Here is a 21,509-nt window from a genome sequence, read left to right on the forward strand (position 1 = left end):
CATGGGCAACAGGCATAAGCGCAGCAGCCCCTTACGGCGTATACATTCCTCTAATTATCGACACCTTAAATAACACGGAAATCTTTGCGCTTTGTCCGCACGCTTCTAGGGTGAAGGGTGTAGGTTCGCTTAGCGCTGTCATGCGCTTCTGCTTGGTGGTTATTCATGGATTCAGCTATGGGTGCACGATATGTCGGACGATCCACGAAATGTTGAAAAAGAGCGTTCGATACCGCTGCTTCAGGAAGAGCTTGAAGTTTCTCGGCGTGACATTACTGCTGGCAAGGTTCGTGTAAGTACGGTAACGCATGAACGTACCCAACAAGTGGAAGAAATGCTCTCGCAGGAGCGTATTGAAGTAGAGCATGTCGCCATGGATCGTTATATCGATGCGGTACCCGATATTCGCGAGGAAGGCGACACGACGATTATTCCCGTTGTGGAAGAGGTATTGGTTGTCGAACGCAGGCTGCGGCTGAAAGAGGAAGTCCATATTCATCGCGTCAGAACCACTACGCCCTATCGCGAGGAAGTCACGTTGCGAGAGCAGGACGCCGTGGTAACACGTGACGACGATGAAGGTATGACTACCTCTGAGTAAGCACCTACAGGAAAGTTTTTATTGCCCGCAATGAATCAGGAGAAGACTCATGGATGAAGAACTCGTTATTGCCGTTTACGGAACAGAACAACGTGCCAAAGCTGCTGAACGTGAGCTGTTAGATTCTGGCGTACCCGCAAGCGCCATTGATCGCCATGCAAAGGAAGGCAACGTAAGCAACCATTCCACTGAACATCATGACAAGCCCAGTTTCTGGCAGCGCCTGTTCGGCATGGAAAGTGACCATGACACCAGCGAATATGACCGTAGTGTCGATGAAGGCGCTGTTGTTGTTGCAGTGAAGGCACCGGCAGCCGAACTGGATAGAATTGAGCAGATTCTTGAAGCGCATGAGCCTATTGATATTGACGAGCGTGCGGCACAGCGTAGTTATGGCACCGCTGCAGGCGGTACGTTAGCAGGCGGAACGGTTGGTGCAGCCACTTCTGCGGATCTGGTCGATGATACCAACATGGTCACTGGCGAAGAGACAGGCTTAGCCAGTCGTGATGCAACGCGTAGTACTGATGAAGAAGTTCTGCCCTTGGCAGAAGAAGAGCTGAAAGTCGGTAAGCGCGACGTTAACCGTGGCACTACACGTGTACGCCGTTTCGTGGTGGACCAGCCGGTAGAAGAAGATGTTCGCCTGCGTGATGAGTCCATATCCGTAGAGCGTCGTCCTGTTACCGGTGATCGCCCAACTACTGCAGATGCCGACTTCACCGACAAGACTGTCGAGATGACAGAAACGGACGAAGAAGCGGTGGTGGCTAAAAATACTCGTGTACGTGAAGAAGTGGCCATCCGTAAGGATGTTGGTGAGCACACTGAACACGTCAGCGATCACGTTCGTCACCATGAAGTTGATATTGACGAAACGGATACCACCGTTGATGGTACTCGCACTGACGATCCTTTATTGGACCCGACCAAGAAAACAGATCGTTAAGACATTATTAGATGATGTTGCAGTACCAAAACCCAGAGCCAATGCTCTGGGTTTTTCGTTGGTCTATCATGCCCCCTTTCCTTGCTGCGCCATCAGAAGCGCGCCTTGAACGGCATTGAGCTGAGGCCTGACCAAGCGGCGAGAGTAGCTTTCAGGCACGTACACAGCCAAGGCCTGCGCCAGTCCCCCACATAGCGCGACGGGTAATTCACCGTGTGGATCAAGCGCGTCGATCATCAGGGCAATATCTTCACCGGCTTGATGCAACAACGCTTTCGCATAAGGATGCGCCGCATGAGCCAACACCACCGGCGCGAGGGTAGCAAAGCGCGTCTGATTAGCGGTAGTCAGCCATGCCACCAGCGCATCGACACTGTCGATATTCATTGCCGCGCACAGCGCATCGCTGAAGGCATCGCGTTGGGCACGCCCATCTAGGGCATGTTGAACATGGCGGGTTGCGCGCATCCCCAGCCACGCCCCACTCGCCTCATCCCCTGCGGGAAAACCATAGCCGCCAATCGATACACGACGGCCATCCTCATACAGCGCTTCGCCGACGCTTCCCGTGCCCAATGCAACGATTGCTCCAGGTCGTCCAGCGTGGGCGCCCAGCAGCGTAATAAAAGCATCTGACTCGACATGCAGCGTTCGGCACTGTGGTGCATGATTCAGAAAATCCGCTTTCCACTGCGCCTGGTTGGTGCCTGCCAACCCCAGGCTAAAATGGCAATGCGCCGGCTCGAATGCCACCCCTAGCCGGGCACAGCCCTGCGCCGCCAGCTTGAGAACCGTCTGCCATGCAGCAGAAATACCCAGCCCCAATCCCGAGGGACCGCCTTGCAGCTCGGCGCACCGTTCGCCGCTGGTAACGATCACTCTCGTCCCGCTCCCGCCGCCATCAACGCCGATGACAAGCTCAGTAGCACCTGCGCTTACCACGTCTGCCTTACCTCACACATCTTCAGTGTCACTTTTCAGCTCAACGACTTATCTTGCTGCAGTCCGGCAGCGATCTGCTCGGCCTTAGCGCCGATCACGATATGAATCAGATCATTGCCCACTCGCTGCAAAGCAACACCACCCAGTGTCTCCAGCCCCGTACTGTCGAGAGTGTCCGTGCTAGCAAGGCGAACTCGAAGCCGCGTTGCCGCTACCGCCGATACCTCACGGATATTGTCGCTCCCCCCAAGCGCTGTACGCCACGCTGCAAGCAGCTCTGCGCTGAGCCCTTCGGCTTGCCGCTCAGCCTTGGCACAAGCGCTGTCATTGTTTTGTGCTGGTAACCGCAATGGGTTACCCGCGTCAGCCACGGCGGCACGGATCTCGTCAGCAACGCCATCGGCAATCGGCCCTAAAATGACCTGTAAATGGCCATTTTTGAGCCTCATTACGCCACGCGAACCGAGCCTTTTCAGCGCGAGCTCGTCAATCGCCGCCATATCGTTAACCACCAGTCGCAGCCGTGTTGTACAAGCGCCGACGGCGCTCAAATTGTCCGCCCCGCCCAGCGCGCGAACAAAGGATAATCCGCGCTCGTCTCCGTCACGATCAGCCCGTGCAGCGTCATCCTGACCATCCTCGGCCTGCAGCGGCTCACGCCCTGGCGTCAGCAGATTAAAGCGAACGATCGTCCAGCGGAACACGCCATAATAGACGATGGCATAAGCCACTCCGACCGGCAGTAGCAGCCAGCCTCGGGTCGATAGCCCATAGGAAAGTACGTAATCGAACGCCCCGGCCGAGAAGGTGAAGCCCAGCTTGACCCCGAGCCAACCCATTACCGCCATTGAGATACCGGTCAACACCGCATGCAGCGCATACAGTACCGGTGCCAGGAACATGAAGGTAAATTCGATCGGCTCGGTGATGCCGGTCAGAAAGGCAGTAAGCGCCAGTGACAGCAACATACCGCCCACCTGATGGCGACGCTCACGCGGCGCGGCATGATACATCGCCAGCGCCGCCGCCGGCAGGCCGAACATCATCACCGGGAAGAACCCCGCCATGAAGCTGCCCGCCGCGGGATCACCGGCAAAGAAGCGGTTGAGATCCCCCGTAGCGCCATCGAAACTGCCAAAGATGAACCACACGAAACTGTTAAGCACATGATGCAGGCCAGTGACGATCAGCAAGCGGTTAAGCAGACCATAAACAAATAACCCTAGCTCTCCCGAGTCAATCAGCCACTTGCCAAGCTGATCGATGCCCTCCTGGATGGGCGGCCAGAGCCAGCCAAACAGCCACCCCAGCGCCACCGCCGTCAAGCCGGTAATGATCGGCACAAAACGCCGCCCGCCGAAAAAGGCGAGATAGTCGGGCAGCTTGATGTCCTTGCAGCGGTTGTACCACAGCCCGGCGACAATGCCGGCGATGATCCCGGCCAGCACGCCCATGTTGATATCCGGATTGAGCGCCTTGAGGACAGCCGATAGCACCAGATAGCCGACGACACCGGCCAGCCCGGCCGCGCCGTTGCTGTCATCAGCAAACCCTATCGCTAACCCGACCGCAAAGATCAGCGCCAGGTTTTCGAAAATTGCCTGACCGGCGGCGGCAATGAAGTCGATATCGAGCAGGTCGGGCTGGCCGAGCCGCAGCAACAAACCGGCAATCGGCAGCACTGCAATCGGCAGCATCAGAGAGCGGCCAAGCCGTTGCAGGCCGCCCATGACGTTCATACGCATGAAGGTTGTCCTCTCATGATTGTTCTTATACGTCACTGACGTGGTGTTCTCTTAGCCACCGCTTGAGATGGCGCCGCACCCTAACGGCATCTTCAAGCGCCATCCACTCTTCCATTCGTGCACTCAACGCATCCCGGTCGAGGCGCCTAATCGCAGCCTTAATTGAAGGAACCCGCCTGGGCTCGACTGAAAGCTCATCCACACCAAGCGCCACTAATGCCGCCCACGCTTCGGGATCGCCAGCCGCCGCCCCGCATACTCCCACCTTGCACTGACGTCCCGCTGCGCCTTCAACCGTCAGTTTGATCAAGCGCAGCACACCGGGATGCAGCACGTCCGCGCGGGCGGCAAGTTGCGGGTCTTCGCGGTCCATCGCCAGGGTGTACTGGGTCAGGTCATTGGTTCCAATCGACAAGAAATCGGCCACATTGGCCAGACTATCCGCGCACAGGGCTGCCGAGGGCACTTCGATCATGACACCCAGCTCAGGCAAACGCTCAAGCCCTAACGCTTCGGCCAATGCGATCATGCGGCTTCGCACCCGGCGCAGTTCCGTCACGTCGCTGACCATTGGCACCATGATGCGCAGCTGCTCGATCGGGGTAACGTTCAACAGGGCACGTAGCTGCGTGTCGAGCAGCTCACCGTGCTCGGCCATCAGCCGCACGCCCCGAATGCCAAGCGCCGGGTTGGCCACTGCAGGTAGCGGCAGATAATCGAGCGCCTTGTCTGCGCCAACATCGAGCGTGCGGATAATGACCGGTTTACCGGCCATTGCTTCCAGTGTTGCCTGATAGTCCTCATGCTGCTGCGCCTCGCTGGGCGCCTCGTCTCGGTCAAGAAACAGGAATTCGCTGCGCAGCAGCCCAATGCCGTCCGCCCCTTGGGCATAAGCCAATATTGCTTCTTCATTCGAGGCAATGTTGGCGCACACCTCAATTGTCACGCCATCACGCGTGACCGCCTCCGCCTGGGCCGAAGCCAACTCGTCAGCGGCACGCTGCCGCTCGTGTTCGACCTGGATTTCGACCTGCTGGCAGCGCTGCGCATCCGGCGCCAGCTCCAGCACGCCGCGCTGCGCGTCGAGAATAACATTACTCTCCGGCTGCACTTTCAGCAGCGCCTCGCCCATCGCCACCAGGCAAGGCAGCCCGCGAGCGCGGGCAAGGATGGCTACATGAGAAGTCGTTCCTCCCGCCATCAGGCAGAGCCCAGCGGGATGCGCATCGGCCAGTGCTACTAGTTCGGAAGGCGTCAGGTCCTCGGCGACCGCAATGGCACCTGCCGGGAAGTTGATTGGCATCACGCCCGTATCGCTAAGTTTTAGCAGCACGCGTCTTTGTAAATCACGCAAGTCGGCGGCACGCTCGGACAGTAGGGCACTTTTCGAGCTGGCCAACGTATCAATGTCACTTTGTAGCGCCTCGCGCCAGGCGAAGCCGGCGCTGCGCCCTTGGGTGATATATTCAACGGCACGGTCACGCAGTGCTGGGTCATCGAGCCAGGCCAGATGCGCCTCGAAGATGCCCGCCTCATCGCTTTGGCCATTATTGCGCGCCTCTTCCATCGCGTGCCTTAGCTCCGCGCCGAGGGCAGCAACAGCAATATTTAACTTTTCCTGCTCCGCAGGAATATCGTCGCCATCGTGTATTATCTCTGGCAAGGCTGGCACATAGCGCACCAACCGGCCGATAACGAGTCCAGGGCTGGCCACAAGACCTGACAGAAGATGTTCACTGTCTAACGTCTGTGCTTCCAGCACGTCCTGAGCAGTTGTAGCGTCTGGATCACTTGCTTCCGGCGTTTCAAGCAGGGCTACCGCCTCACGCTGCGCGTCATCCGCCCGCTGGCCCTCAACGCGTAGTGCAACCCTATCGCCCAGTGAAACCCCTAACCCCAGCAATGCGGTCAAACTACTCGCGTCTGCGCTGTCATTGCCTCTGGTCAGGATAATGCGGCACTGATGACGGCGGGCGATATCACGCAAGCGTGCGGCAGGACGCGCATGTAGCCCCGCCTGCAGCGCTATATGAACAGTCGTATCACGGATAGGCGTGTCCGCAGCCGTCCCTGGTGATTCCGCATCGTGCCGTAGTGGCGATAACGTGAGTAGCGGTGCCTGTTCTGCGACGATCCCGCTGGCAAGTATCTCAAGTTGCCACTCGTCACCGTTGGTTACCACTAATGGTGTGATCAGGCTTGAGGCGTGACAGGCTATCGTATCCGGCTCAAAGCGGCACAACAGCTCGCCAGCTTCGACACGCTGGCCCTCAGTGACCAACAGCTCAATGCCCTGCCCGTTCAAGCCCACCGTATCCAGACCAAGATGAATCAGGATTTCTGCACCTTGGTCGCTTTTTAGCGTCACAGCATGCGCTGTGCGTGCGTATTGAATGATTTCACCCGCACACGGCGCGAGCAGACAATCACCTAGTGGATCCAGCGCAATGCCCGGCCCCAACGAGCCACCGGCGAAGACCGGGTCGGGTACCTCAGCAAGAGGCACCACGACGCCGCCCACGGGAGCCAGCAACGTCAATAGCGTATGGGGATGATGAGAGGCTGGCATGAATCTACTCCAGTTATTGTTATCGCGAACGACCCGCTCGGGCTCGCAACCGCTCAACGTGTTCTCGTTACCTTGTTAAGGTGACGTGGCGTATCCGGATCGAGTCCCAACGCTGCCGCCAGCGCATCGACCATAACGTAAAACGTCTGGATGACGCACAGCGGATTGAGCAAAGCGTGATCTGCCGTGACCAGTGGCAGGTCACGGTTGGCGATGTTGCTGTCCGCCGCCAGCAACACATGAGCACCGCGGGCACGAAACTCTTCAGCGAGTTCAATCATGCCCGCCTGCTCGGCACCGGGTGGGGCAAAGATCAGTACTGGATAGTCGCGGTCGACCAGCGCCATCGGCCCATGTTTGATTTCAGCCGCACTGAAGGCCTCGGCCTGAATCATGCAAGTTTCCTTGAACTTGAGTGCTGCCTCCTGCGCTACGGCAAGCCCCGCACCACGCCCCACGACCAGCAGTCTGTCAACGCACGAAAGCGTAGCTACGGCATGCGACCAGTCAAGGCGTGCTGCCCGCTCGAGCTGTTCGGGCAATGCATTTAATGCTTGTGCCAACGCGCTGTCATGGCTCCAGACTGCCACCAGCTGTGCGCTGGCCGATAGCGTAGCAAGATAGCTCTTGGTAGCGGCGACGCTGCGCTCTTCACCGGCCCGTAGCGCGATTTCTCTGTCGCTGACCTGTGCCAACGGTGATTTCGGCGCATTGACCATTGCCAGCGTTCTCGCTCCGCCGTGCTTCAGGGCACGCTGGGTGTCGATCAGGTCAGGACTTTGGCCCGACTGCGAGACTGCCAGGGCCAGTTGCCCTTCCAACCGCCAAGAGGTATGCGCAAGCGTAGTCAACGACAGAGGCAAGGATGCGACGGGCAACCCCATACGCGCCATGCACAAATAGGCGAAGTAACCTGCGGCATGATCGGAGCTGCCACGCGCCACGGTGACTACGCCACGCGGGGCGTCCTGGCGCAGTTCAGCAGCAAGCGCCTCAAGGGGTTCGCGATTGAGTTCAAGCTGCTCAACGATGCGCGCCGGCGCGCTTATCGCCTCTTCCAGCATACGGGTCGTCATGATTGCTTTCTCCTGATGATTTGGCCCGCAACGTAGACAGCATCAAGCGTAAGTTTGGGGGAAAAGATCGCCAGATCAGCGCGCAGTCCTGTTGCCAGCCGGCCGCGATCTTCAAGACCGATAAATTGAGCCGGCAAGGTCGACAAACGGTGTGACGCCTCGGCTGGCGTCAGCCCGAGCGAGACAAAGTTGCGCAGCGCCTGGTCCATGGTCAGTGCGCTGCCAGCCAGAGTGCCATCAGACAGCCGCACCGCACCGCCACGCTTGTAGACGGCATTCTCGCCCAGCTTGTATTGCCCTTCCGGCATGCCTGCGGCGGCGGTGGCATCGGTGACGCCGTAAAGATCCGGAATGCAACGCAGCGCACTCAGTACTGCGCCAGCCTCGACATGCAGCAAATCAGGAATGATTTCAGCGTAGCGGGCATGGGCCAATGCCGTGCCGACGATCCCGGGGTCGCGATGATTCAACGCCGTCATGGCGTTATAAAGATGAGTAAAGCCGCTCGCACCACAGGCCAGCGCATGTACGCCGTCCTCGTAACTGCCGCAGGTATGGCCTAGTTGCACCTTCACATCGCGAGCGACAAGATGACGGATAAGCGCATCGTGGCCTTCAAGTTCAGGTGCCAGCGTGACCAACCTGATGGGTGCCAACCCCATATAGTGCTCGATCTCCTCAATCGTGCCGGGCCGCGCATGGGGCGGCTGGGCGCCGAGTTTTGCGGCATTAATGAAAGGGCCCTCAAGGTGAACACCGAAGATATCGGCAGCCTGCTCGGGAGGCTTTTCGATCAATCTGGCAATGGCTGATAGCGCACGCTCAATATCGTCGCACCGCGCGGTCATTGTCGTTGCCAGCACGCTGGTCGTACCAAAGCGAGCATGGGTACGCGCCAGCGTCGCTACCGCATCGCCGCCCTCCATGGCATCGGCCCCGCCCCCGCCGTGGACATGCAGATCAATAAATCCCGGCAGAATGCGCGGCGCCTCATTGTCATCAGGGTTAACCGGCTCGCCATCGATGACGGCAATTCGTCCGTCTTCAAGACTGATCTCTCCTCGCAACCAACCGTCAGGCGTCAGAATATTGCCGCTTAGCGTGGTGTCATATCTGTTCATGCAAGTCTCTTTCGTAAAGCGCGCATACGCCGCAACATGCTTTATCGTGTTCACTCGGCCATGAAATCGTAGCAGGCGATGTAGTATCGGTAATGTTTAATTCATCATCGGCAACATCCACGGGGCGAGTTATGGGTACCCTGTACAACGGCATCATGTTTCGGCTATCCCTTGTATGATGTCTACGTTTGCCAAAAGGAATATGTCATGAAGATTCTCGTTATCGGCGCCAACGGCCAGATTGGCCGCTTGTTCTGCCAATATGCGGCCGAGGCGGGAGTGCCCGTCTGTGCGATGATTCGCAGCCCGGAACAGCAGTCATTTTTTGAAGCCCTCGGTGTAGAAACCGTTATTGCCGACCTGGAAGGCGATTTCCGTCATGCTATCTACGGTTGTGATCAGGTGCTCTTCGCCGCCGGTTCGGGTCCGCATACCGGGCTCGACAAGACGCTGATGATCGATCTTCACGGTGCCATCCGCGCCATCGATCTTGCCCGAGAAATTGGCGTCACCCGCTTTATGATGATCAGCACGCTGCATACCGATCCGCTTGAAGGGCCGGAAAAGCTGCGACCTTATCTGGCGGCAAAACATGCCGCTGATACGCATCTGATCGCATCGACACTACCCTATGTCATCCTGCGTCCTGGGCGCTTAACCGATGAGTCTGCCAGCGGCCGCATTGCAACCTCTCGCGACACAGCCTCAAGCGATGCAATCTCGCGTGCCGATGTGGCCAAGGCTGCCCTGTCAGTGATACAGCGTCGCGACATTAAAGACCGAGAGTTAGTTTTGCTCGATGGCAATGAACCGCTGAACGATGCACTGTGCTGAATGCGCTATCTCTCATCAGGTTTGCTAACCTGACGCAACAAAATCGATGCTGTGAGGGCGAAAACCATGCTTGCCCTTTCGCGCTCACGGCTGACCGCTTATAGTGGGCCCCGACCCCGCCAACCGATATTTCAAGATGCTCCAGAACAACTCGCTGCTCGCTCAGCTCAAGCAACAGATCCGTGAAAGCACTCCACGCGTCACGGGCGTGATCAAGGCGACCGACAAGGGTTTCGGTTTTCTTGAAACCGACGACGGCCAATCCTATTTTGTGCCGCCGCCGGCCATGAAGCTGGTCCTCCACGGGGATCGTGTCGATGCCTTGTTGAAAGAAGATAATGAACGTAAATCGGTCGAGCCGGATACGCTTATCGAGCAGGGCCTTGATCGCTTCATCGCACGCGTACAAAAGCGTGACGGTCGTCTTGCCGTGATTCCCGACCACCCCTCGATTTCCAATGTGCTGAAGGCGCGCGTCAAGCGTACGCTTGATGAAAATGCCTTGAATCATGGCGACTGGGTGGTGGCCCGGCTGATTCGTCATCCTCTGAAACAGGATGATCGTGGCTTCTTTACGCAGATCGATGAACTCATCGCTGCGACCGATGATCCTTCCGTGCCATGGAAAGTCACTCTGGCTCGCCATGCCCTGGAGCAGGCATCACCAGAGGCGGGTAGCGACTGGCAGCTGCGCGATGAAGGATTGAGCCGTGAAGATCTGACCGCCCTGCCGTTTTTCACTATCGATAGCGCCTCGACACGAGACATGGACGACGCGCTGTATATCGAAACACGTGCAAGCGGTGGCTGGCAGCTAACGGTGGCGATTGCCGATCCGACAGCTTATGTGGCCGAGAATGATCCGGTCGATCAGGAAGCGCGCACGCGGGCATTTACCGTCTACTTGCCGGGACAGAACGTCACCATGCTGCCTGAGCCGCTGGCCGATGATCTCTGCTCTCTCAAAGAGAATGAAAATCGCCCAACACTGGCCTGCCGGATCGACATTGCCGCAGATGGTACGATCGAGGATTACACCTTCTTCGCCGCCACCGTACGCTCTCATGCACGGCTGACTTACGAGAACGTGGCGAACTGGCTGGAAGGTGTCGAAAGTGACAATGCCTGGCAGCCTGAGTTCGAACGCGGTGCAGAGCAGCTCAAAGCTTTGGCTGAGCTGACCGAAGCGCGTAGTGCCTGGCGTGTGCAGCACGCCATCATGTTCAAGGATCGCCCGGACTATGTTTTCGATGTCGACGAAGCCGGTAATGTTCTGAATGTACGCGCCGAGACACGTCGCATTTCGCAGCGCATGATTGAGGAGGCGATGATCGCCGCCAACGTTTGCTGCGCCAGACTGCTAGAAACTCGGGTCGGCCACGGTATATTCAACGTTCATCAGGGCTTTTCAGCGGAGAAGGCTGAGCAGGCATTGGCATTTCTCGCCGCGCAGTCAGTTGAGGCCACTCCGGATCAGCTTACTGACATCGCTGCTTGGCGCGAGCTCCGTCAGACGCTCGACAGCCGTGATGATGCCTGGCTTGATGCACGTCTACGTCGCTTCCAGGGATTTGCTGTCATGTCGGCCCAGCCGGGACCTCATTTCGGCATGGGACTACCTGCGTATGCCACCTGGACATCACCGATCCGCAAATACGGTGACATGGTCAACCATCGTCTGATCAAGCAGCTCTTGAAAGATGAAACGCCTTCCGCTGCTGCTGAAACGACATTGACCGAGCATCTGGGTGAGCGCCGTCGGTTGAATCGCATGGCCGAGCGCGACGTTAAAGACTGGCTCTATGTCCGCTATCTGACCAAAGCGGCAGAAGACGGCCATAGCTTCGACGCTGAGATAATCGATATCAAGCGTGGCGGGCTGCGGGTGCGCCTACTTGAAAACGGTGCCACGGCATTTGTGCCTGCTTCGCTTCTTGCCGCCGACCGCAATACCGTCGCGATCGATGACAAGGAAGGCTTCGTGACCATCGGTGATGAACTACGCTATCGCCTCGGTGATACGTTCAAGGTCATTCTCAAGGAAGCGCGAGAAGATACGCGCTCTCTCGTGGCCCGCCCTGCCGATTGAGTATCACACGCTCGCGGCGCCATCATCACTGCGTGCACGGTCCTGCGCGGTGGTGATGGTTTGCTTCGCTTCATTCCATTGTTCCTTATCGGCATGCGGTGTTTCTTGCGCTGCATCATAAGCTGGGCAATACATCAACTCGACCAGCAGCGGGAAATGATCAGAGCCGAAATACTTTAGCCTTTCGAGGTGAACCAGCTCGAAGTCACTGCTGGCAAAGGCATGATCGAGTGGCCAGCGCAGAAATGGCCAGCGGGCATGAAAGGTAGAGAACGTGCCGCGTCCCCGTCTAGGATCAAGCATGCCGCTGATATTGCAAAACAGGCGGGTCGTATGCGACCAGGCAACGTCGTTGAGATCCCCTACCAGTAGGGTCGGTACGCTTTCTTGTTTAATTTCCTCGGCGGCCAGCAGTAATTCAGCATCGCGCCACAGCGACTCATCGCTTTCGGATGGGCTGGGCGGACGCGGATGCAGCGCATACAAGCGTATACGCTCACCGCTTTCGAGCCTTACCCAACAGCGTATGGATGGGATATCGTCCTGGATCAGCCAGCGGACCTCGACATCTTCCAAAGGAAGACGAGAAAAAAGATGCATCCCGTAGAGGTTATCGAGTGGGATACTGACGTTATGGACATAGTCTTCACTCAATGCGCTTTCGAGCTGTTCGCCCCACCAGGCATCGCTCTCCAGCGTCACTAGCAGATGTGGTCGAACACGCTGAACCTGGTCAAGCAAGCCTGTCACATTCCGGTTCGTCATCAATACATTGGCATTGATAATGCTGATCTGGTGAGTGTCAGCACGTTGAGCACGTAACATTTGTTTTGGCGCCAAGCGCGTATAAGGCCAGATTTGTATTGCCTGGACGACCACAACAAACAGTGCTGCACCCAGCGCTACGTCGTTATAACCGCTGTGTGCCTGAACATCGAAAAAAGCAAGACCGGTACAAACGGCCAGGCCAAATGCTGCAATCTGAAAACGCGGAAAATCGAAAACCCGCACAGTCCAATGTGTACAACGCAGCCAGGGCAGGCAGGTGATCAGCAGCAGTAGCCACGCGGTACCCATCAATAGTTGAGTCATGTATTCACACAAGTAAAGAAATTATATGTATACGTCAATCATTCTGACGCGTTGTCATCAAACCTTTATAATCGCCCGAGTTTGAAGCACTTGCCGGTCCGATGCGAGCATGTATCTGATGGGTGGATTTAACCTGTAGCATATGGCTGCGGTCAAACGGAGGTATCGGCACAGTGCATATTGCCGACATGACCATGTTTTACGCCCCGTCCAGTGGCGGAGTTCGCACATATTTGGAAGCCAAGCGTCGCCGCCTAGTGCACTACCCTGGCCTCACTCACAGTCTTCTGGTGCCTGGTAAGCATTATCGGCACCATCAGGATGGGTTGGTTGAAGTTCCTTCACCGCCCCTGCCTTTCAGTAACGGTTATCGTTTTCCGTTACGGCGTAAGCACTGGCTCCAGGCTTTGCGTGACACTCGGCCCGATCTAATCGAGGCCGGTGATCCCTATGCTACTGCCTGGGCGGCTGTTGAGGCGCGTCGTGAACTCGATGTTCCTGTAGTGGGCTTCTATCATTCAGACCTTCCTTTACTGATCGGTAATCGGTTCGGGAACTGGGCCAGCCGTGGCATCGGACAATACGTGACAAAGCTTTACCAGCATTACGACCGGATACTCGCGCCTAGCCAAGTGATGGCGGGTAAACTCACCAAGCTCGGGCTTGAACATGTACATGTTCAGCCGTTGGGGGTAGATACCAAAACATTCTCGCCTACGCTACGCGACGACAATTTCAAACGCGAGCTCGGCCTAGCCGAAGACACTCGTCTGTTAATATTCGCCGGTCGAGGGTCACGCGAGAAGAACCTGCATGTGCTTTTGCATACCATGGAGCAACTGGGAAAAGGCTACCACCTTCTACTAGTGGGCTCATGCATGCCTGAGCAGGTGCCGGATAATGTCTCCGTCATTAACCATTTTTGCCCGGCCGAAGAGTTGGCACGGATGATGGCCAGTAGCGACGCGTTATTACATGCTGGCACCCAGGAAACATTTGGCCTCGTCGTACTCGAAGCCATGGCCAGCGGCATTCCTGTGGTTGCAGTCCGCGCTGGCGCACTGGCTGAGAACATTCCTGAAACATGCGGCCGACTATGTGAGCCCAATAATCCCGGCGCCATGGCCAGCGCCATTCGTGAGCTGTTTACTCATGACAGTCGTGCCTTGGGGCTCAAAGCTCGCAGGCATGTCGAACGCCACTATGACTGGGATACAGTTGTTCATGGCATATTCCAGCACTACTGCGCTGTGCTGGGCACTCTCGAAGAGACCACGCCGAGTATGCAACATGGCTGAACGTAACTTTCTCCTTGCCCTACACGATATAGCGCCAGCGACATGGCAGGATTATCGACCTTTCGTCGAGGCCATCGATGCAATGGGCAATATCCCCATGACGTGGCTCGTCGTACCTGACTTTCATCATCAAAGCGCCACGTTTGAAGATACGGCCTTTCAGAACATGCTTGAACAACGCCTGGCACGTGGCGATGAACTTGTTCTGCATGGCTTTTTCCATTGTGATGATGGCCCAGCCCCTCGCACGCCGCATGAGTATTTCATGCGCCGTATCTACACGTATGAAGGGGAATTCTACGGCCTTGCCCGTGATGAGGCCCAACGGCGGCTCGAACAGGGAATGGAGCTGTTCGAGCGGCGCGGCTGGCCACTACACGGTTTCGTCGCCCCCGCTTGGCTGATGAGCCAGGGCACTCGCGATGCCTTGAGTGCGCTTCCATTAAGCTATACCACCGATACCGCGCATATCTATCGCTTGCCTGAGTTCGAGGCGATCGATGTGCCAACATTGGTCTGGAGCGCGCGTAGTCGCTGGCGACGCGGCATGTCCTGGGTCGTCAATGAACTGGCCCGCCATCGTCACCGCCAGCGACAAGCCATACGGTTAGGATTGCATCCGGTCGATATGCGCCACTCTATCTCACATAAGTATTGGCTCGAAACCGTCTCACGCCTGCTCGAAGAAGGTTATACACCTCGCACTAAGATCGGCTGGCTCAACCACTTGAATCTCGAGAGCCGCCATGTTGCCTGATACTCCCGGCATCGAGCCTACCCGGATTGCTGCATGAATCGTACTGTTTGGTTGCTGGCCGCAGGCCTTGTGGCTGCCCTTGCCATCCCACTGCTGATTGGCGGCACCGGGCTGGTGGATCAGCTTATCGATTTTCCACTGCCGCTGTTTGGCGTCATGCTGTTGATGATCTTCGTCTGCTGGTTTCTGAATGCCGCGAAACTCAAGGTATTGTTAGGCGAACATGCCGGACGCCTCACCTACCCACAGGCCATGGGGGTAATAATGGCAACGGAGTTTGCCTATTGCGCTACGCCCGGCGGCACGGGAGGTCCCTTAACGCTGATCACGCTAATGGCGCGGCGAGGCATGCGACCGGCACGCACCACAGCGGTATTTACTGTTGATCAGCTGATCGATTTGAGCTTCTTTCTCATCTCGATGATCCTTTCGGTACTCTATATCGCGATTCGCGCCGTCGACGTGCATCTCGGCTGGATCATGCTGGCGCCCATTACCTTGTTGGTCGTGCTACTTGTTTCAGCGTCGCTGCTGGGAAAATACTACCGCCCTGTCCTGCTCCAGTTCGTCAGGCTGTTGCGCAAGCTTCATGTCAAAAGGGGCATGCGCTTCAAACTGATCAAGAAGTTCCTCACGTTTCGTAATGCGTTAGCAGACACGTTGAAAATGCCACGTCGTCGATTGCTGACGGCATTTTTTCTGGGGGTCATGCATTGGCTTGTTCGGTATAGCGTGCTTTATCTCGCACTGTACGGCCTGGGCGAGCAGCTAAACTGGGCCTGGACGTTCCTTGTGCAGATGCTCTCGATGGCAGCCGGCCAATTGACGTTATTACCGGGCGGTGCAGGCGGCGCAGAATTGAGTTCCACCGCGCTGCTGGCGCCGATAGTGGGCCAATCAACTGCGGCCGCCGCCATCCTGATCTGGCGTGCCGTCACTTATTACTTCTATCTGGTCGCAGGCGCACCAGTATTCTTGGTACTGGCAGGCAGGCCGCTGCTCAACAGAATACTGCGCGTACGTCAGAAGGATTAAATAACGTGCGCTGACTATTGCTTTAAACCTGACGTATAAAAAAAGGCGCCCTAGGGCGCCTTTTTATGCTGCTGTTTCCAGCCTGGATGTTACCAGCCGGTCACTTCTTTCAGCGCATCACCAATTTGGGCGAGTGAGCGAACAGTCTTGACACCTGCCGCTTCCAGCGCAGCGAACTTTTCATCCGCCGTGCCCTTGCCGCCTGCAATGATCGCACCGGCATGGCCCATACGCTTGCCAGGAGGCGCTGTCACGCCCGCGATGTAGGATACCACCGGCTTGGAGACGTTAGCCTTGATATAGGCTGCCGCTTCCTCTTCGGCAGTACCGCCGATTTCACCGATCATGACGATCGCTTCTGTCTGCGGGTCCTTCTCGAACATTTCCAGAATGTCGATGAAATTAGATCCTGGAATCGGATCACCACCGATACCGACACAAGAAGACTGCCCGAAACCATGATCCGTGGTTTGCTTGACCGCTTCATACGTCAGGGTACCGGAACGCGAAACGATACCTACACGGCCAGGCTTGTGGATGTGCCCCGGCATGATACCGATCTTGCTCTGTCCAGGTGTGATAACACCCGGGCAGTTCGGGCCAATCAGGCGTACGCCCAGTTCATCACACTTGACCTTGACGTCGAGCATATCAAGCGTCGGAATACCTTCAGTGATGCAGACGATCAACTTGATACCGGCATTTGCCGCTTCAAGAATCGAGTCCTTGCAGAACGGTGCAGGAACATAGATGACAGAGGCTTCTGCACCGGTCTGTTCGACAGCATCCTTCACGGTATTGAATACGGGTAGTCCAAGGTGCGTCTGACCACCCTTGCCCGGCGTAACACCACCTACCATGTTGGTGCCGTAGTCAATCGCCTGTTCGGAATGGAACGTGCCCTGGCCACCGGTAAAGCCTTGGCAGATCACCTTGGTGCTTTTATCGATCAGGATACTCATTATTTGCCCTCCGCGGCTTTCACCACCTGCTGCGCAGCATCAGTCAGGCTGGTGGCGGCAATGATATTCAAACCGCTGTTGGCCAGCTTGTCGGCACCCAGCTCAGCATTGTTACCTTCCAGACGAACAACAACCGGTACGTTAACCCCGACCTGTTCGACCGCACCGATAATGCCTTCCGCAATCATGTCACAACGCACAATACCGCCAAAGATATTGACCAGTACGGCCTTGACGGACTTGTCGGATAGGATGATCTTGAAGGCTTCAGCAACGCGCTCTTTGGTAGCGCCACCGCCCACATCAAGGAAGTTGGCCGGCTGGCCACCGTTCAGCTTGATGATATCCATGGTGCCCATGGCAAGACCGGCACCGTTGACCATACAGCCAATGTTGCCTTCAAGCGCAACATAGTTGAGCTCCCAAGAAGCGGCCTGAGCTTCACGCTCGTCTTCCTGGGATGGGTCACGCATTTCCTGCAGATCAGGATGACGATACAGCGCGTTGCCATCCAGATTGATCTTGGCATCCAGGCAGTGCAGATCGCCCTGCTCAGTGATGACGAGCGGGTTGACTTCGAGCAGCGCCAGATCCTTGTCCTGGAACAGCTTGGCCAGCCCCAAGAATATCTTGGTGAACTGCTTGATCTGCTCCTTGTTCAGGCCAAGCTTGAACGCCAGTTCACGGGCCTGATAAGGCTGAGCGCCCGTCAAGGGATCAATTTCAGCCTTGAGAATCTTTTCGGGCGTTTCTTCTGCGACTTTCTCAATTTCCACGCCGCCTTCGGTAGACGCCATGAATACAATACGACGCGAGCCACGATCCACTACCGCGCCCAGATAGAGCTCGTTAGCGATATCGGTGCAGGTTTCGACCAAAATCTTGGCAACCGGCTGGCCTTTTTCGTCTGTCTGGTACGTGACCAGATTCTTGCCAAGCCACTGTTCGGCGAATGCCTTGGCTTCGTCAGCGCTCTTTACCAGCTTGACCCCGCCAGCCTTACCACGGCCACCGGCATGAACCTGCGCTTTGACAACCCACATATTGCCGCCAATTTTCTGGCAGGCATCGGCAGCTTCCTGCGGAGTGTCAACGGCAAAGCCCTTGGACACCGGCAAGCCGTAATCAGCGAACAGCTGTTTTGACTGATACTCGTGAAGATTCATCGTCTCATGCCATTGGTTGCATTGGACTCAATCGACGGCCCCAATCGCCTGCCAAACGCCATTTCACAATGGCGACCGGCAGAAAATCGAGCCGTCCCGATTCGTTCCCGCCTGACTTTTCCAGAGAGGATAAAGACAAACGGGAGCGATGCGCCGTTTGAGGACGCGATTTTGATAGTTATTTACGTTTCTTGCGGTTAGCCATATGAATTGCATGGCCGCCAACCGCCAGCGCAGCCTCGTGAATCGCTTCCGAGGTTGTCGGATGAGCAAAGCACGTCAACGCGAGGTCTTCGGCGCTAGAGCCGAACTCCATTGCTATCACGCCCTGCGCAATCAACTCACCGGCATGTTGGCTCAGGATATGAACGCCCAGGATACGATCCGTTTCGGCATCGGCAATGACCTTGGCCATCCCTTCGGCAGCGTTGTTAGCGAGCGCACGACCGTTGGCTGAGAACGGGAATACGCCAACATTGTACTCAACGCCTTCGGCCTTGAGTTGCTGTTCGCTCTTGCCAACCCAGGCAACCTCTGGAGAGGTGTAGATCACGCTTGGGATCGCATCGTAGTTCATTTCGGCCTTATGACCGGCAATGATGTCAGCGACCATGACGCCTTCTTCAGAAGCCTTGTGTGCCAGCATCGGGCCACGAACAACATCACCAATGGCATAGATACCAGGCGCACTGGTGAGACAGACGTCATCGACCTTGATGAAACCGCGCTCATCCAGGCCAACACCGGCGCTTTCATCAAGCAGGTTCTGCGTATAAGGACGACGGCCGACACAGACGATCAATTTGTCGAAGGTCTGTTCCTGCTCGCCATCTTGATCGATGTACTTGACCACGACTTCACTGTCCTTGATATCGGAGCCAGTGACGCGTGCGCCAAGCTTGATCTTCATGCCCTGCTTGGAAAGAATCTTCTGGGTTTCCTTGGCAATGGCCTCGTCAACGATCGGCAGGAAACTGTCCATCGCTTCGAGTACAGTCACGTCACTGCCCAGACGACTCCATACCGAGCCAAGCTCTAGACCAATGACACCGGCACCGATCACACCCAGACGCTTAGGCACTTCTTCGAATTCGAGAGCACCGGTAGAGCTGACAATCAATCCTTCGGTCATCGGCGTCGGCGGAATTTCAACCGGCACGGAGCCAGAGGCGATGACGATGTTCTCAGCTTCATAGCTCTGCTTGTTGCCGTCGTGGTCCGTGACTTCAACCTTCTTGCCGGCCATGACCTTGCCCGTACCTTCCAGCGCTGTTACGCCATTGGCCTTGAACAGCATGCTGATGCCACCGACATTCTTGGCAATGACGCTGTTCTTGAACTCGAGCATCTTGGCGACGTCAGCCTTGACATCTCCTACTTCAATACCGACTTCAGCGAAGTGATCGCGCGCTTCAATGAACTTGTGCGATGACTCAAGCAACGCCTTGGATGGGATACAGCCTACGTTCAGGCACGTACCGCCGTGAACGGTTTTACCTTCCTTGTTTACCCACTTTTCAACACACGCCGTTTTCAATCCCAACTGCGCGGCACGAATGGCGGCAACGTAACCGCCAGGGCCCGCGCCGATAACGATTACATCGAATTTGTCGGCCATGAAACCTTCCTGTTCGATTCGATTAATAAGTGGCGTTCGGTTACAGCACAGCGACGTTAAACGTCGAGCAAGAAGCGCGCTGGGTCTTCAAGCAGGCTCTTGACCGCCACCAAAAACTGTACCGCATCCTTACCATCGATCATGCGGTGATCGTAGGACAGTGCCAGATACATCATGGGGCGAATTTCCACTTTGCCGTCAACCGCCATTGGACGCTCCTGGATCTTGTGCATGCCCAAGATCGCCGTCTGTGGTGGGTTGAGAATCGGCGTGGACATCAATGATCCGAAGATGCCGCCATTGGTAATGGTAAACGTACCGCCCTGCATATCTTCTATGCCAAGCTTGCCGTCACGACCACGCTTGCCGAAATCAACAATTGTCTTTTCTACGTCGGCAAGCTTCATGCTGTCGGTATCACGCAGTACCGGCACTACCAGTCCACGCGGCGTAGAAACGGCAACCCCGATATCCTGATAACCGTGATAGACAATATCCGTACCATCGATGGAGGCGTTAACATCAGGGAAACGCTTGAGCGCTTCGGTACATGCCTTAACGAAGAACCCCATGAAGCCGAGCTTCGTGTCATGCGCCTTCAGGAAGGCGTCCTTGTATTGCGAGCGCAACGCCATAACCGCGCTCATATCCACCTCATTATAGGTGGTCAACATAGCGGCAGTCTGCTGCGCCTGAACCAGACGCTTGGCGATAGTCTGACGCAGGCGGCTCATCGGCACACGCTGTTCCGGACGGCCGCCGGTTACAGCGGGAGCTGACGGAGCTGCAGATTTCTGGCTGGAAGCAGCAGGCTGAGCGCTCTTCTTGGCGGAGCCGTCCTTGATGGCACGCTGAACGTCTTCCTTCAAGATGCGGCCACCCTTGCCGGTACCGTCAATCCTGGCAACATCAAGGTCGTTTTCAGCAGCCATCTTGCGTGCCGCCGGTGCCAATATTTTGTCACCAACTTTTTCGTCGCTGGCGCCACTAGCATCGGTCGCATTCGCTTCGCTTTCATCTTCACGCGATTCTGCCGAGGCGCTGACGGCATCGCCAGCACCTTCGGTGAAGATCGCCAATAGCTGCTCCGAGCCGACCTGACTACCCTCTTCTGCCTTGATTTCAGACAGCGTACCATCAGCAGGTGCTACAACTTCGAGCACGACCTTATCGGTCTCAATGTCAGCCAGCACCTCATCACGCTTGACCGCCTCACCGGGCTTCTTGTGCCACGTGGAGACGGTACCTTCAGCGATGGATTCGGGGAAGGATGGTGCCTTAACCTCATGGCTCTTGCCCGAGCCTGCCGGTTTTGCCGTGTCCTTTTGCTTGGATTCGGTAGCGGCTTCAGTCTGCTTGGGCTTTTCTTCACCCTTGCTCGCACCGTCTCCCTTAGCGCCAGCAGCACCAAGCGTGCCGAGAACCTGCTCGGAGGCACAGACTTCGCCTTCCTGTACCTTGATATCCTGTAACGTGCCATCTTCCGGCGCTACAACTTCCAACACTACCTTGTCAGTCTCGATCTCAACGATCAGTTCATCGCGCGACACAGCATCGCCAGGCTGCTTATGCCAAGCGGCGACAGTGCCCTCGGCCACAGATTCGGGGAAGCTTGGCGCTTTGATATCGGTTGCCATTATGATTCCTTAAGTCTC

17 protein-coding genes are annotated in these 21,509 nt (G+C 56.6%); 7 read left to right on the forward strand and 10 right to left on the reverse strand.

Annotation, left to right across the window (positions count from 1 at the left end; translation table 11 throughout):
• The first annotated feature begins 190 nt into the window (after positions 1-190).
• Both C3Z11_RS07370 and C3Z11_RS07375 read left to right on the forward strand, forming a co-directional pair.
• Positions 191-601 (forward strand): DUF2382 domain-containing protein, encoded by a 411-nt coding sequence (locus C3Z11_RS07370; RefSeq protein WP_106477295.1) that lies wholly within the window; start codon positions 191-193, stop codon positions 599-601.
• 49 nt (positions 602-650) lie between these two features.
• Positions 651-1,550, forward strand: a complete 900-nt coding sequence (locus C3Z11_RS07375; protein ID WP_106477296.1) for a YsnF/AvaK domain-containing protein — start codon at positions 651-653, stop codon at positions 1,548-1,550.
• Positions 1,551-1,616: 66 nt separating this feature from the next.
• Here the strand turns inward: C3Z11_RS07375 and C3Z11_RS07380 are convergent, their stop codons facing one another.
• From C3Z11_RS07380 to nagA, 5 genes are read right to left on the reverse strand one after another with little or no spacing between them, the layout of a single operon-like run.
• Complete coding sequence (locus C3Z11_RS07380) at positions 1,617-2,492, reverse strand: BadF/BadG/BcrA/BcrD ATPase family protein (protein ID WP_106477297.1); 876 nt, start codon at positions 2,490-2,492, stop codon at positions 1,617-1,619.
• A 35-nt stretch (positions 2,493-2,527) separates the two neighbouring features.
• Positions 2,528-4,237, reverse strand: a complete 1,710-nt coding sequence (gene nagE / locus C3Z11_RS07385) for an N-acetylglucosamine-specific PTS transporter subunit IIBC (RefSeq protein WP_106477298.1) — start codon at positions 4,235-4,237, stop codon at positions 2,528-2,530.
• Between the two features lie 25 nt (positions 4,238-4,262).
• A complete protein-coding gene (gene ptsP / locus C3Z11_RS07390; RefSeq protein WP_106477299.1) occupies positions 4,263-6,806 on the reverse strand; it encodes a phosphoenolpyruvate--protein phosphotransferase in 2,544 nt (847 codons plus the stop codon).
• 53 nt (positions 6,807-6,859) lie between these two features.
• Entirely contained in the window at positions 6,860-7,882 is a 1,023-nt protein-coding gene (locus tag C3Z11_RS07395) for an SIS domain-containing protein (RefSeq protein WP_106477300.1), read from the reverse strand.
• On the reverse strand, positions 7,879-9,003 hold the full coding sequence (gene nagA, locus C3Z11_RS07400; RefSeq protein ID WP_106477301.1) for an N-acetylglucosamine-6-phosphate deacetylase: 1,125 nt from the start codon (positions 9,001-9,003) through the stop codon (positions 7,879-7,881). The genes C3Z11_RS07395 and nagA overlap by 4 nt, the downstream gene beginning before the upstream one ends.
• A gap of 207 nt (positions 9,004-9,210) precedes the next feature.
• Between nagA and C3Z11_RS07405 the strand changes: the two genes are divergently transcribed.
• On the forward strand, positions 9,211-9,837 hold the full coding sequence (locus C3Z11_RS07405) for an SDR family oxidoreductase (protein WP_106477302.1): 627 nt from the start codon (positions 9,211-9,213) through the stop codon (positions 9,835-9,837).
• Between the two features lie 136 nt (positions 9,838-9,973).
• Positions 9,974-11,926 (forward strand): exoribonuclease II, encoded by a 1,953-nt coding sequence (locus C3Z11_RS07410; RefSeq protein ID WP_106477303.1) that lies wholly within the window; start codon positions 9,974-9,976, stop codon positions 11,924-11,926.
• A gap of 3 nt (positions 11,927-11,929) precedes the next feature.
• On the opposite strand, the gene C3Z11_RS07415 is transcribed toward C3Z11_RS07410, so the two are convergent.
• Complete coding sequence (locus tag C3Z11_RS07415; RefSeq protein WP_106477304.1) at positions 11,930-13,018, reverse strand: endonuclease/exonuclease/phosphatase family protein; 1,089 nt, start codon at positions 13,016-13,018, stop codon at positions 11,930-11,932.
• A gap of 173 nt (positions 13,019-13,191) precedes the next feature.
• Between C3Z11_RS07415 and C3Z11_RS07420 the strand changes: the two genes are divergently transcribed.
• From C3Z11_RS07420 to C3Z11_RS07430, 3 genes are read left to right on the forward strand one after another with little or no spacing between them, the layout of a single operon-like run.
• Entirely contained in the window at positions 13,192-14,316 is a 1,125-nt protein-coding gene (locus C3Z11_RS07420) for a glycosyltransferase family 4 protein (protein WP_262927287.1), read from the forward strand.
• Positions 14,309-15,073: a DUF2334 domain-containing protein gene (locus C3Z11_RS07425; protein WP_106477305.1), complete on the forward strand. Its 765-nt coding sequence runs from the start codon at positions 14,309-14,311 to the stop codon at positions 15,071-15,073. The genes C3Z11_RS07420 and C3Z11_RS07425 overlap by 8 nt, the downstream gene beginning before the upstream one ends.
• A 33-nt stretch (positions 15,074-15,106) precedes the next feature.
• Positions 15,107-16,108 carry a lysylphosphatidylglycerol synthase transmembrane domain-containing protein gene (locus tag C3Z11_RS07430; RefSeq protein ID WP_106477306.1) on the forward strand — a complete coding sequence of 334 codons (1,002 nt, stop codon included), beginning with the start codon at positions 15,107-15,109 and terminating at the stop codon, positions 16,106-16,108.
• Between the two features lie 89 nt (positions 16,109-16,197).
• On the opposite strand, the gene sucD is transcribed toward C3Z11_RS07430, so the two are convergent.
• The 4 genes from sucD to odhB all read right to left on the reverse strand — a co-directional run bounded on the left by sucD (position 16,198) and on the right by odhB (position 21,491).
• Positions 16,198-17,070: a succinate--CoA ligase subunit alpha gene (sucD, locus tag C3Z11_RS07435; protein ID WP_106477307.1), complete on the reverse strand. Its 873-nt coding sequence runs from the start codon at positions 17,068-17,070 to the stop codon at positions 16,198-16,200.
• Entirely contained in the window at positions 17,070-18,236 is a 1,167-nt protein-coding gene (gene sucC, locus C3Z11_RS07440) for an ADP-forming succinate--CoA ligase subunit beta (protein ID WP_106477308.1), read from the reverse strand. The genes sucD and sucC overlap by 1 nt, the downstream gene beginning before the upstream one ends.
• A gap of 178 nt (positions 18,237-18,414) precedes the next feature.
• Positions 18,415-19,854: a dihydrolipoyl dehydrogenase gene (gene lpdA / locus C3Z11_RS07445; RefSeq protein ID WP_106477309.1), complete on the reverse strand. Its 1,440-nt coding sequence runs from the start codon at positions 19,852-19,854 to the stop codon at positions 18,415-18,417.
• Positions 19,855-19,910: 56 nt separating this feature from the next.
• A complete protein-coding gene (gene odhB, locus C3Z11_RS07450; protein ID WP_106477310.1) occupies positions 19,911-21,491 on the reverse strand; it encodes a 2-oxoglutarate dehydrogenase complex dihydrolipoyllysine-residue succinyltransferase in 1,581 nt (526 codons plus the stop codon).
• Positions 21,492-21,509: the final 18 nt, after the last annotated feature.

Origin of the sequence: Phytohalomonas tamaricis, from assembly GCF_003012345.1 — a bacterium.
GTDB classification, from domain to species: domain Bacteria; phylum Pseudomonadota; class Gammaproteobacteria; order Pseudomonadales; family Halomonadaceae; genus Phytohalomonas; species Phytohalomonas tamaricis.